Below are 14,108 nucleotides of genomic sequence, written 5' to 3' on the forward strand. Positions count from 1 at the left end.
TCTCATTCTATTTATAGTCAATAAATTTTACTTATAAAGCTGTACACGTTTCAATGCTAAATCAAAAATCTTGCTTATCCCCATTTTCACATAGATATGCAAGATTTTATCATAAATACTTTTATATATTAGTAATGTTTAGTACTATGATTGAAATTAAGTGATTATGCGTAAGCTCATTAAGGATGAATAACTCTAAACCTAAGAGTATTAGTTTAATTATAGAGTTGTTCATCTAAAGAGCCTCGGATCAATAACCATTTAATTTCAATGCAGTGTTTTAACATCACCTAATTATAAAACTTTTCTTCCTTATAAGCACATCTCTAAAATCTTACATACATCTTCTTCATTTAAAGCAACGTAAGCATATGCTAAACCACCATGTTCAACAGCTGATTTTGCCATTGCTTCAAAATTTGTTTTGTCTATTCCTAATTCACTTAAAGTCATTGGAATTCCGCAAGCTTTAAAAAAGTCTTCTGTGGCATCTATAGCTTGATTTGCAAGCGCAAACTTATCTCCCTTAGGGTCTAGATTCCATACATTTATAGCATAATCAACGAATTTATCAATGGTTGCTTCACTTAATATATATCTCATCCATCTTGGGGTTAGAATAGCAAGACCTACTCCATGAGTTATATCATAGTATGCACTTAATTCATGCTCTATAGGATGACAAGTCCATGCTCCTGCCTTTCCGCTTCCAGTAAGACCATTAAGAGCCATGGAACTAGCCCACATCAGGTTAGCACGAGCTTCGTAATTCTTTGGATCTTTTAATGCTATCGGACAGTATTTTATACAAGCCTGTAGTAATCCTTCTGCAAACTTATCCTGTACAAAAGCATCAGTAGTTTTCTTAAAGTAATTTTCAATAATATGAGACATTATATCTGCACAGCCAGCTGATGTTTGAATAGCTGGTAAAGTATATAAGTATTCAGGATCTAGAATAGACGTTTGAGGTATCATATTCCAAGATGCTGTTCCAAGCTTTTCGTTTGTATCCATTTTTGAAATAACTGCATTTTTATTCATCTCAGATCCAGTTGCAGCTAGTGTTAAGATAGTAACTATCGGTAAAACCTTATCTATCTTAGCTGGACTCGTAACTATATCCCAGGCATCTCCATCATAGTAGTAAGCAGCTCCTACAACCTTTGCACAGTCTATAGTACTTCCACCACCAACAGCTAATATAACATCAACATTATGTTCTTTACAAAGTTCCACTCCACGTCTTACTGTTTCTATTCTAGGATTTGGTTCAATTCCACTAAATTCTATTATATTAAAATCCTTTAGAAGTTCTTGAATATTATCATATATTCCATTTTTCTTTATACTTCCTCCACCATAAGCAAGCAATACATTTTTCCCATGTCTTTTTAATACTTCTGGAAGGTTAGAAATCTGACCTTTACCAAATAGCATCTCTGTATAAGCATTAAACTTAAAATTATCCATCTTTTCTTCCTCCTATTAGTACATGAATCTTTACTAATTTTTAACTTTTTATAGTTCAAGTATACCCCTTACAGTAAACTCTAAGTCAATACTAATTCCTATACAGCAAAAAAAGTGAACTCTGTAGTACAGAATTCACTCTTCTTGCTTGCTTTACATATATACTATTGTTGTTTTACACCTTTCTTTCTTAGCAGTACATATCCACCTGCTACAGAAGCTGACATTAGTAATGTTAATGGTAGTATTGGTGCTGAATCACCAGTTTGTGGTGAAGTTGTACTAGTACTGCTTACTGATGTTGTAGTTGAACTAGTATTTGTTGATGTTGTTTGGGTTGGAGTAGTTGTTTGAGTTGGTGTTGTTGCTTTGCTTATTGCCTGAGCAGCTAACCATTCCATAATTGTTGTGCTCTTTCCATTGATTGTATCTATGCATTTATTATTGTATACATATATCCATGACCAATGTCCAGAATATTCATATGGTGTTCCATCTGCTTTTTTATATAAACCTGTAGTATCTACTACTTTATCAAAATATGAGAAGTGAACATTCTTTGCCCCAGCTTTTACTAATCTATCATAAGTTGGAACTACATAAGTAGCTGGTGGAAGTACTGTATCTGTTTTAGCTGCTGTAAACCAGATTGGTAGATTCTTTAATTTCTGTATATCAGAATCAGATATTAAGGTATCCTTCAAACCTTCACAAGTTGGGAACGCAGCCGCAAAATAGTCTGTATAATCTCTAGCCATTAATAATGTCATATATCCACCGTTAGAATCTCCACCGATATATATTCTGCTTGTATCAATATCCTTGTTATTTGAAACATAATCTTTAATTAGGGACATCAATGCACTTTCATATTTTGAAGTTCCATCAGCCTTACCATTTAAACCATCCATCCAGTATGTTGGTGCTTGAGGTGCTAAAACATATGCTCCATTAAAATATCCTTGTATTTCGCTTGAAGCAAAGTTTACTGCCTTGTTTCCTGCTATAGGAAGAAGTCCATCTGTTCCACCTTCTCCACCACCATGTAACCATATAACTAATGGATGTTTTTTGCTATCTTTTGCAGGGGAAAAGCTTGCATAGTGAAGAGTCACATTATCATAAGTTGCCTGGGAAGTTGTAAACTTATCTAAAAGTCCACTAGTTCCACCTGCATATACATTTCCTACTAAACCTCTGATTGTTTGTGAATCAGAAGTTATATCTCTTTGCTGAGTTATTGTGTAATTAGAAGTAATCCATCCATTTAAACCTGATGTTAAGCTATAGTTCATTGGTGAACCTAAAGCTAAATCTGGTCCAATCTCCATTTCAAGAACTGCATAGTTTCCATTAGGTACTGCATTACCTTCCTTATCAGAAACATATGCTCTTACAACCTTACGATCTCCTTCTGCAGCTCCTAATATTGGAGTGTTTGGTCTATTTTCAGTTCTTAATACATGCACTTTAAAAGTATCTGTAGCTATTAAACCTTGATCTACCTTTTGCCCTAAGTTAACGATTACTTTCGTAATTGCAGGTCCCCAGTCCTGTACTTCAGTAACTGTTGAGTAACTTGTAGACTTAACTTTAGCTTGACTAGCTAACCATTCCATTATTGTTGTATTTTTTCCGTTAATCGTATCTGTGCATTGGTTATTGTACACATAAATCCATGACCAGTGACCCATATATTCATATGGTGATCCATCTGCCTTTTTATATAAACCTGTTGTATCAACTACCTTATCAAATAATGATAAATGAACATTCTTAGCTCCAGCCTTCACTAAACGATTATAAGTTGGAACTACATAGTCATTTACTGGAACTGTAGTATCTGTTTTAGCTGCAGTAAACCATATTGGAAGGTTCTTCATCTTCTCAATATCTGAATCCTTTATTAAAGTATCCTTTAAAGCTTCACAAGTTGGAAATGCAGCTGCAAAATAATCTGTATAATCTCTTGCCATAAGCATTGTCATATATCCACCGTTAGAATCTCCACCGATGTAAATTCTGCTTGTATCAATGTCTTTGTTGTTTGCAACGTAATCTTTAATTAGCGACATAAGTGCATTCTCATATTTTGAAGTTCCATCACCAAAGCCACTAGTGCCCTCCATCCAGAAGGTTGGAGTTTGTGGCGCTAGAACATAAGCACCTCCAAAATATGCTTGCATTTGCTTTGAAGCAAAGTTATCTGCCTTATTTCCCATAATAGGAAGTAATCCATCTGTTCCGCCTTCTCCCATACCATGAAGCCATATAACTAATGGATGTTTGTTATTATCTTTTTCAGGTGTATAGTTTGAATAATGTAAAGTAACATTATCATAGGTTGCTTGTCCAAGTTTGAAATTATCCACAATAGGTTTAATATCTCCAGCAGAAGTGTTAACAACTAGTCCTGATATTGTTCCTGAACTTGCTGCGATATCCTTTTGTTGAGTTATCGTGTAATCACATTTAACCCATCCATTCATAAATGTTGTCATGCTGAAATTAATTGGAGAACTTAAAGCATCATCAGGACCAACACTCATTTCAAGTACTACATAATTACCACTATCAACAGCATTACCATCCTTATCTGAAACATATGCTTTAGTAATAGTTCGATCACCTTCTGCAGCACCAGTAATCGCAGTATTTGGTCTAGTATCAGTTCTCAATACATGTACTTTGAAAGTATCTGTACCAACTGAACCTTTATCTACTTTCTTACCTAAGTCAACAATAACCTTTGTTGTCGCTGATCCCCAGTCAAACACCTCAGTAACTGTACGGTAAGATGCTGCTTGAGCTTCTGCAGCAAAAACACTTCTTACTGGAGAAACTGCCATTACACTTGCTAACATGACTGCAAGCATTAGCTTTCCACCTCGTTTAAATATACTTGCCATTTTTACCCCCCCATATCACAGGCTTTTAAACCTTTTTTACTTTAAAATCTATATAAATGATCATAAAGTACTTATTTAATATCTAGCTTATTTTGTTAATTTTTATCTATATTCAATATTGCTTTTTTAACTATTAAAACTAATATAATTTTGATATCATCAAATAATGCGTGTATTCAACTGTATGATTACTGTTTCAAAACCTTAGCATGCACAATTATTCGATCATCTTTATCTGAATTTGTACAAGTAGATAAACTTAATACTTTATCATCTACAGTAACTTCTACTCCAGTATCATAAATAGAATTTTTCTTTAAAGTTTTTAAGAATTTATCATATTCATCTCTTGAGCTAAAACCCTTATTATAGCTCTCACTCGTACTTCTCGTTATATAACAAGAAAAAATTTCACATTTTAAATCTCCATTTGGAGTGTAAATCCAAAAATAAGGATTGGACACATAAAAAGCTTTATCTTTATACTTCATTAATACACTAAACATTGATGAATTCTTCAGATTATGACCATATATCATGGTATGTAAGTCTTTAAACTGGCTATTATTTTCATAATCCATAAAAATACTTCCTGCTTTGTTTTCCTCCTTTTTGAAGGTATGCTTTAAATAAAAGTTATTATCTATACCTTTTACAATAGGGTAGTCAATTCCAGTACTCTCAAAATAAATCCACGCCACAATATCACTATTTATAGCTTTAAGGCTGTCAAAATCTATTTTCGAAGCTTTTGTGGATTTGCTGTCAGTAGGAAGTTTCTCAATATATTTTTGTAAATCTTTGTATTCATCAGTACCTTTCTTATACTCACTCCCAATGATGTATAAACTATAAGCAGAATATAAAAAGGTACTTGCACAAATTAATACCATAATTATTTTTAGAGCGCTTCTTATAGAAGCTTTCTTCTTCAAATCTGTTTTATTTGAATTACCTTCACTATCTCTTCCATTATCATCAACCATATATATCTCCTGCTATATTTTAAAATGCCAAGCTTTCATAACTTCTCAGCAAATTAATTATATATTTCATACAATTGTAAAGCTTTCCATTTATAGATTTTTACATACTGTTTTATTATTGTTTCTTGCCCTATTTTTCATATAATTAAAAAAATTAATTATTCTCACCACATTGAAGTCAAAAAATGGAATAATCTTATATTTTCCTAAACAGTAGAAAAATAGAGTGCTTTTCTCAACACTCTATTTTTTCAACATTTTATATACCTTTTTCTAATTATTATGTTTAATAATACTATTGAAATTTATTTAGCTATGTTTAATAGGAATAATTTCAATTAACATAACTTCATGTGGCTCCATCTTTTCATTAATTATAAAATCACCATTGATATCAATATTTTTCATTTTATATTCAAATATTGATCTATTTTTAATGTAATTAAGTTCATCTAACTCCATAAATTTTGGTGCACCAATTCTAAGCCATTCATCATAGGCTGATCCATTTTCTTTATTAATTCTATATATTTTCATAACTACTTCTCCAGATAATCCTTTTAAAACAAAGCTTATATTTTTATTTTTCTCATCAAAAACATGGTATCTATTTTTTAAAGTAATATCTTTTGAATGACACTGCTTTTTATCATCAATAAAATGACAATAGTTAAATGCTAAAATCTGAATAGAATTATTGATATTCTTAGTAGCTATGAAATCATCTTCTTTTTTTATTATGTTATTTCCTAACCTATTCATTAGTTGATAGGTGTAATAGATTGGCTTCTTTATTCCATTGTTAGTTATAAAACCAAGTCCTCCATGAAAGATATTGTTACTTGCTTTAGTTTCTTCAAATATATCACTAAAGGACCAGTAAGCCATACCATAAACTTTATTAAAGTTAGCAATAATGTTTTTTACGAAGAATGAAGCCTTGAAGCATGTATCATGTAATAAGTCTTTTTGACTCGGAGTAGTATTCCATTCAGTAATAAAAATCTCTTTTATATTTAGTTTATCCTTGTCTATTTTATTTATAAATTTATCTATCTGTTCACTAATAAAACTTTCATGAGCATGTAAGCAGTAATCTATAGAATTCTGAAGTATTAGTTGATTATCCGACACCTTTCCAAACCTATTAATAAGTTCAAGTGAATCTGATTTCCCCATTGGTACAAGCGAATAAGTTCTTATAGCAATAAAGTCTAATACTATCTTCTCATCTTTTAAAAAGCTAATATACTTATCTAAAAGCTGCAGGTCAAATGTTCCTCCAATCCTGAGCTTTGCTTCAACCTGTTTCACACTACTATAAGTTTCTCTAAAAAAATCAAAGTACTTCCTATATTCAGTATTGAAGTAACTCCATTGATCACAAATTTGAAAATACCAGGTTTGTACCTCATTACTCCCATATTTTTCTATTAGATGCTTCACAAAGCTTTTTATAAGCTTATTCCACTTATTTATGCTTTTTGGAAAACTGATATTGGCCTTCCAAGCAAATATATATTTCTTTTCAGATGCTAATTGATCAGGCATATACCCAAGTTCTATGAATGGTTTAAGCTTTATCTCCAATAAAAAATCTATAAGTTCATCAACATAAGTAAAGTTATATTCTGAATTTCCCTCATCGTCTTCACTATAAACCCTCATCTCATCAGAAAATATTCCATGAAACCTTACATATTCAAAACTTATATCTTTTTGAACCAATCTCAATTGATTTCTTAGTTCTTCTCTCATACCTTCTGCAGCCCTACCAAAAGCTAAAATCCTTTTCCAGCTCTTATTAAAAGTACTCACTGAAGAATTCAAGTCTATTACATAGCTTTGCTTTTTTTCAGGTAACAACCTAAGTTTATCGTTTTCATGATTAGGTATCTTTTCTAATTTAAATTTAGAAAAATCTAATTCCAGTGAATTTTCTTTTATTTCGTTTAAATAAATATTTTTATATTTTGATGGAGTCATGCCATAGACTTCTTTAAAAACCTTAAAGTAAGATTTTAAATTTGGAAATCCATTTTCTAACGCAATAAAAGTAATTTTTTTATCCGATAGTACCAAATCCTTTATGGACTCTTCCAATCGTACATTACTAATAAAAGCATTTAGAGGAATCCCCATTTGTTTTGAAAAATATCTAGATATATATTGGGAATTTAAATGCATATATTGCGAAATATCTTGTAAACTTATTTTTTCTTTATAATGAGTAAGTACAAACTTTATAATACTGTTTATCCTTTCGTCATCATGATTTATAGAGAATGTATTTTCTGTTTTATCAACAGTGAATTTATTAATTAATCGTACTATGATTTCCATTATTAACTGTTTTGCCATTAATAAATATCCATTTTCTTTATTTATACATACTTCTAATAGCTTTATAATTATACTTTTAATACTTTTATAGTCTTCTATATTGCTTTCATCAATATTTAAAGAGTTTAATTCAAACATCAAATCACTAAAGTTATTATATAAGTTATTAAAATACTGATAGTCTATTTCTAAAATATAGATTTGATTAGTGCTCGAACTATCTATACTGTACATTATGTTTGGATTAATTAAAATAACATCCTCTTCTCTTAGTGTATAGCTCTTGTCTTCTTGCTTTATAAGAATTTCACCTTTAATAACAAATATCAAAATTAGCTTTGGTTTTAAGTAGTAACTTGAGGTTTTAATGCTTTCAATATATAGTTTAACTGGAATTTCTCCTATGGTATCTATAATCTCATTTGTATACCTCATTAATCTCCCCCCATTATATAAATAGACCCTTTTGAATTAAAATTTGATACTTTCCCATACAGTAAAAAAGACCTCTATTAATAAAAAAGTAGGTTTCATCCTGCTTCTCATTAATGAAGGTCTAGCCTGATCAAGTCAGTTGCAATCCAACAATAACATGTACGCTTTTAATATATAAACTTAATATTATTATATTTTACATTCCAATAATTGTCAATTAGCACCATAATATTTTATATTCCCTATTTCAAAGTATTTTACGCCTCAGCCTTTTCAGAGATGCAAGAGGAAAATCTTACGCCCTATTAAATTATATTTTTTATTGGAGTATCTTCTTTCCTTCATTTACTGCTTCTACTCTATTTTTAACTCCAAGCTTTGAATATATATTTATTATATGAGTTTTTACGGTGGATACAGATATAAATAACTTCTCTCCTATTTCTTTATTGCTTAAGCCATCTATTAAAGCTCTAAGTACTTCTATTTCTCTTGAACTTAATATTAGAGTATTTTCACCTGCAATCTCTACTATACGCTCTAACTTTTTAAGAAACTCTCTATTTTCCTTATCCTCTACCAATTGACCATTAAATTTCTTAAATATTGTATTTAGAAGCTTCCTATTTACATAGTAAGGAAATAAAATCTCTTCCTCCCTAGAGTAGAATATTGCTTCCTTTAAAATATTTATGAGCTCTCTATTTTCACTAGTCTGAAGCTTATCTAAAACTATTGCCTTCCAGAGTAAAGAATAAACCAATGAGTATCCAGCTCTATTTTTTCTACTTAAAGATGCTACATCCTTAAATACTTCTAAACTTTCTTCATGTCTTCCTAAACGGAAAAGCGCCATTCCGTAAGTTATACCTATAATTCCTTTATAACTTGAATTTTTGTACATATATTCATAAGTATTAATAAATTTATCATATTCATCTTTTTTTATCTTATCTTCACTTGATAATAGTCTTATCCTTAATGCCAGCATTTGAATATATACATAGCTTCCCTTTTCGTACTTATCTATGTCACTTAATAGCTCTTCGCATTCCTTTATAGTTCCTTTAATGTATTTTACTTCAGCCAGATTATACTCGATACCAATCTTCAATGAACTAAAGGCATCTCTTCCATCCAAATCATTAAGTAAATCATTAGCCTCTAATAAAAGTTCTTGTGCTTCTTTATACTTAAGCTGTTTTATATATACCCCTGGTAGTCCCACAGTTTTAAATATCTTAAAACAAGCTTTATTATTTTTACTATTAATTAAGCTGTTTAGTTCCTTATATCCCGCTTCACTTTCTTTCAGCCTACCCATTTCTTCTAAAAGAGAAATCCTATTATATTTACACATCAAATCAACATAACTGTTTTGCAGCAGCTTGTTAGATTCTTCTATTAGTTCTAACATATCAAAAGCTCTTGAACATTCTCCCCAAAATCCCAGTATCCATGAAGCTAATATATAATAGATAGTCTTTGTGAGTATATTTAAGTTTTCGTCAATTTCTCTAGGTAATTCAAAGTGAAAATTATCTGTTGCAGAATTATCCAATATAACGGTGAATAACCTTATAGAATTTAAAAACTCATTATTAGAATCCTCTTTTATAGAACTTGCTATAATATTACATCTTTCATAATCTAGATTTAGATAATTAAAAAATATGGTTATAAGAGTTAGGTCCATACTCCTGCTATAGTACTCTAAAGGAAACTCATTTAAGAGCTTAGTAGATACAAGATTCTGTACATTTTTCACTATAAGCTTTAACCCATCATCATATCTGTGCCAACTAATGTAAATACTTAGTGCCTCATCATAGTTCTCATCTTGTATTAAGGATTTAGTAAGTCTATCAATGGTTTCACTTTTAATCTTATCTTCATATTTATCAAACAACTCCATCAAATACTGTCTTAAAATATTGTGATACCTATAAATCCTTTTTTCTTCATCTATAGAAACTATAAGCATATTCTTTTCTATTAATTTTTCTATAATTTCAAAACCATCTTTTGCTGCTATACTACTGTAAATGCTAGGATTAACATAACTCAGTGGAGATGTTTTAATCAAGAAATCTTTTTCTTCTTGAGATAAACTCTTCATAATTTCATTATTCATATATTCGATAAATAACTTACTATTCTTAGGTACATTCTTTATTGTCTTATTGCTATTTAATACTGTAAGGAGGAGCTTAATTGCACCTATCCATCCTTCTGAGCTTGAGTATATTTCTTTTATAAGCTCTTCACTAATCTGAACCTTACTACTATTTCTTATAAATTCCTTACTTTCTTCAAAGGTAAGATAGAAATCCTCTGAGCTAATATCAACAACTCCACCCCTCATAAGAATATTTCCTAGGTAAAGTGGTATGTCGTATCTTGAAATCAACACAAAATGTACATTATCCGATGAATTAGCTATAAAGTATTCTATAGTTTCTAAAAGAAACTTATCTTCTACGTAATGAAAATCATCTAGTACGATAAATAGTTCCTCGTCGCTTAAAAGCTCGTTTATCATGGACGATATTAATTCAAATATGTCTTCCCTATTTACTAATGGATTTATCATATCTATATATAAACTTAAATCTTCAAGCTTATCTCTTAACCCATATAACACATAAGTCCATAAGTAGGATAAATCATTACTATTTTCGTCCAAGGAAAGCCACATATGATTTTCTTTATCTTTTATATAATTAGAAATAAGCGTACTTTTACCAACAGCCGCTCCACCTTTTATAACTGCTAACTTACTTTCTGAAATAGCATTAACTTTATCCTGTATGCTTTTACTTCTACTAACTAAACTAGTGCTTTTGGGTCTTATTAATCTTGTATAAAGAATACTTTTCAATATAATCACCTTTAACCACTTATTAATTATCTATATTAAACATTATGATTTTCTTACATTTATTATATCATATAGACAATTGGAAGACTTTAACTCCATGCCTATTTTAATACTGACATTACCTATTGCTTAAAGCAGATAAAATCTATTCTTAAACCCTCTTACTCATAAGCAGTGAGAGTTTTAAAAATAGATTTTGACTAGAAGCGCTAGAGTTTAGACACAGGAACTCTCTAATTATAACTTCTCATCTTTAATCTAGTAATCAAAAAGGATACACAAATCATCATTAACGATAATATTAACACATTAGATAAACTGGTATAATTAATTCCTTTTCCATTCTCTAAATACATGGTGAAATTTAAGATATGCCTTTGAGGAAGCAGCCTTCCAATACTGCTTATTAAATTGTTATTAGATATTGTGAAGAAGCTTCCTGCAATAAGTGTAGTTGTTATATTAAGCATAATCCCTAACATACTGGCACTTTCTTCATCTTTAACGATAGATGATATAAGCAAACCATAGGCTGCAGCAAGTAGTGATAACATAAAAACTATAAAAGCTAACTCTAGAACTGTTACTGCTGTATCTAGATTTAGTACTACCTTTGCTAATGTGGTTACTATTAGTGTAGGTGTAAAGATCATCACAAAAACCGAAATAAAATGACTTGCTACATATTGTTCATAGGATATATTAGAGCTAATAACCCTATTTGATATGCCTTTCTTATCATGAAAGAAAAACTTATATAGCATTACTCCAAGTGCAAGCACAAACATAGTTAAAAAACCTACTATATTAGCTGCTACCCCTCTTTTTTCACCTTCTTGAATAACCACTTTTTCTCCATTTAATATCTTTTTTACTTTATCTTTAAAATTGCTATCTTTTATAGTATCAACTGTAGCCTTACCATTATTAAAGGTTACAACTGCATCATACTTATTCTTTACTAGATCTGAAAGTGGCACATCTTCCTTAAGCTTTATTATATTTATTTCATTAGACTTTAAATTTAAATCATTAGCTCCCACCACTCCTATATTGGCTTTAGTAATCATGCTACTGGAAAAATAAATCGCAGCTGCTATAATTATTGGAGTTATTACTAAAGGCGTTATTAGATAAGCCTTATTATTTACCATCCTATATAAAATTCCTTTAATTAGCTTTAACATCTTTTCTCTCCTTTATATATAATCTTCAGGCTTATAGTTAAAATGCATAATTAATAAACTTATGAACGATAACATAATCAATACAAGCACAATCACATTATAATTCTGAAAGTTGTTATCATATATCACACTAAAAGATACATTTAAAATCCACTTTAATGGAGATAGATTAGATATATTACTTACTACCTTCCCTAAACTATCCACTGGAAAGAAGATTCCTGATAGTAAAGCAAATATACTAGCTATATTAGAAAGTATCATATTAGTAAGTTCCTCAGTTTTTAAGATTACGCAAACTGCTCCTCCAATAGTAACTGTAAATAATAAAAAGGCTCCAAATAATATAAGAATATATATGAAGTTACTTCTGCCAAAGTTAACAAAATTAAAGTATTGCATTAAAATCATATTTATTGAAAAACTGATTCCCATAAATAAATATGAAGAAATTATCTTAGACATGTATATAGCTACCTTTGAAACTGGTGCATAAGCTATCCTCATATTTCCCCTTCTAAGCTTCTTCTCCATAAAGGTATTAGGAGTTATAGTTATGGAGGTTATTACTAAATAAAGCATCATGGTCACACCGTAATAATCATAAGAACTTACTCCCCTTCCACCGTAAAAACTTGAGAGTATGAAACCAAATAACCCTACTAATGCCCATGGATAAAAAACGCATACCGTTACAATCACAGGTGTTGTAATAAGATTTTTAAAGTCTTGCTTTATAAGCTGCCATAAAATCATTTTCCTCCGCCTCCCTAATCCCTTAATTTCTTTCCTGTTAGTTTTAGGAATACCATTTCTAAATTTCCTTCTTCACTTGTTATGTGATTTATCTTTATGCCCTTATCAATTAACCTTAAGATTATCTTATCTAGGTTTTCTATCTCTTTAATGGCTGTAACGTTCAAACAATTATCTTTAAATTCAACTTTCTGAATTCCTTCTATCTCATATAAGAAATCTTCTTTAAAAACAATCTTATTAATAGTTTCTACTGAAATTTTGTACAATCTTGTATTTTTATAGTTTTCCATAAGTTCAGTTATGGTTCCCTCAGCTATCTTGGTACCGCTATCCATTATGATTACTCTATCTGCAATTTCCTCAACTTCTTCCATGTAATGAGTTGTATATATTATAGTTGTACCTTTATCCCTTAGTCTCTTGATTGATTCAAGTATATGATTTCTTGATTGAGGATCTATTCCTACAGTGGGTTCATCTAATATCAATATCTTAGGTTTATGAGCTATAGCACAAGCTATATTAAGTCTACGCTTCATTCCTCCAGAAAAAGTTATTGGCTTACTATCTTTTTTATCTTCTAATCCAACCATCTTAAGAGCCTCTACCACTGCCGATTTTAATTCCTTTCCTTTTAGTCCATATAAGGAAGTGAAGAACTCAACATTTCTAAATGCTGATATTTCCTCAAATATAGCAAGCTCTTGAGGTACTATGCCTAGACTAGATTTAATCATTTTCTTATTTTTATTTATATCAGTTCCAAAGAACTTAATTTCTCCCTCATCATGTCTTAATATAGTTGATAAAATACTTATTGTGGTGCTCTTTCCAGCTCCATTTGGCCCTAAGAAACCCAATATCTCTCCTTTGTATAAATCAAAACTCAATCCATTTACAGCTTTATTTTCTTTATAGTATTTTTTCAAATCCTTTACTTCTAGTATTTTTTCCATCATCATCACCTCTGATATTAATATTACGCTCTAGACCATATATCTGTAATCAACCGAAAGGTTGATTTATACCAAAAGTAAAAAGTGTAGCCTTATCAAACTTACTATAATAAATAACATAAGAGCATCTGCAAAATTCCTATTGCAGATGCTCCTTGTACATACACTTTCTAAAAACT

General features: G+C 30.3%; 8 protein-coding genes. All 8 read right to left on the reverse strand.

The annotated features are described in order from the left end of the window. Window positions 1-312 precede the first annotated feature (312 nt). The 8 genes from J3477_RS14160 to J3477_RS14195 all read right to left on the reverse strand — a co-directional run bounded on the left by J3477_RS14160 (window position 313) and on the right by J3477_RS14195 (window position 13,929). Window positions 313-1,473 carry an iron-containing alcohol dehydrogenase gene (locus J3477_RS14160; protein ID WP_206870591.1) on the reverse strand — a complete coding sequence of 387 codons (1,161 nt, stop codon included), beginning with the start codon at window positions 1,471-1,473 and terminating at the stop codon, window positions 313-315. A 164-nt stretch (window positions 1,474-1,637) separates the two neighbouring features. After that, a complete protein-coding gene (locus J3477_RS14165) occupies window positions 1,638-4,382 on the reverse strand; it encodes a prolyl oligopeptidase family serine peptidase (protein WP_206870592.1) in 2,745 nt (914 codons plus the stop codon). A gap of 188 nt (window positions 4,383-4,570) precedes the next feature. Further along, the gene (gene srtB / locus J3477_RS14170) at window positions 4,571-5,368 is read right to left on the reverse strand and encodes a class B sortase (RefSeq protein ID WP_206870593.1); all 798 of its coding nucleotides are present in this window, start codon (window positions 5,366-5,368) and stop codon (window positions 4,571-4,573) included. 309 nt (window positions 5,369-5,677) lie between these two features. Further along, a complete protein-coding gene (locus J3477_RS14175) occupies window positions 5,678-8,146 on the reverse strand; it encodes a GH39 family glycosyl hydrolase (protein WP_206870594.1) in 2,469 nt (822 codons plus the stop codon). Between the two features lie 319 nt (window positions 8,147-8,465). Beyond that, complete coding sequence (locus tag J3477_RS26315; protein WP_284691998.1) at window positions 8,466-11,027, reverse strand: LuxR C-terminal-related transcriptional regulator; 2,562 nt, start codon at window positions 11,025-11,027, stop codon at window positions 8,466-8,468. A 233-nt stretch (window positions 11,028-11,260) separates the two neighbouring features. Then, the gene (locus J3477_RS14185; RefSeq protein ID WP_206870595.1) at window positions 11,261-12,214 is read right to left on the reverse strand and encodes an ABC transporter permease; all 954 of its coding nucleotides are present in this window, start codon (window positions 12,212-12,214) and stop codon (window positions 11,261-11,263) included. 12 nt (window positions 12,215-12,226) lie between these two features. Continuing rightward, window positions 12,227-12,970, reverse strand: coding sequence for an ABC transporter permease (locus tag J3477_RS14190; RefSeq protein WP_206870596.1), 744 nt, complete (start codon window positions 12,968-12,970; stop codon window positions 12,227-12,229). Between the two features lie 14 nt (window positions 12,971-12,984). Continuing rightward, on the reverse strand, window positions 12,985-13,929 hold the full coding sequence (locus J3477_RS14195) for an ABC transporter ATP-binding protein (RefSeq protein WP_206870597.1): 945 nt from the start codon (window positions 13,927-13,929) through the stop codon (window positions 12,985-12,987). Between the last annotated feature and the right edge of the window lie 179 nt (window positions 13,930-14,108).

The organism is Clostridium zeae (assembly GCF_017312485.1).
GTDB lineage: Bacteria > Bacillota > Clostridia > Clostridiales > Clostridiaceae > Clostridium_AR > Clostridium_AR zeae.

Bases quoted from the DNA above. Each gene is read 5' to 3' on its own strand.
- J3477_RS14160 (WP_206870591.1), bottom strand. From the start codon at position 1,473: ATGGATAATTTTAAGTTTAATGCTTATACAGAGATGCTATTTGGTAAA.
- J3477_RS14165 (WP_206870592.1), bottom strand. From the start codon at position 4,382: ATGGCAAGTATATTTAAACGAGGTGGAAAGCTAATGCTTGCAGTCATG.
- srtB (WP_206870593.1), bottom strand. From the start codon at position 5,368: ATGGTTGATGATAATGGAAGAGATAGTGAAGGTAATTCAAATAAAACA.
- J3477_RS14175 (WP_206870594.1), bottom strand. From the start codon at position 8,146: ATGAGGTATACAAATGAGATTATAGATACCATAGGAGAAATTCCAGTT.
- J3477_RS14185 (WP_206870595.1), bottom strand. From the start codon at position 12,214: ATGTTAAAGCTAATTAAAGGAATTTTATATAGGATGGTAAATAATAAG.
- J3477_RS14190 (WP_206870596.1), bottom strand. From the start codon at position 12,970: ATGATTTTATGGCAGCTTATAAAGCAAGACTTTAAAAATCTTATTACA.
- J3477_RS14195 (WP_206870597.1), bottom strand. From the start codon at position 13,929: ATGGAAAAAATACTAGAAGTAAAGGATTTGAAAAAATACTATAAAGAA.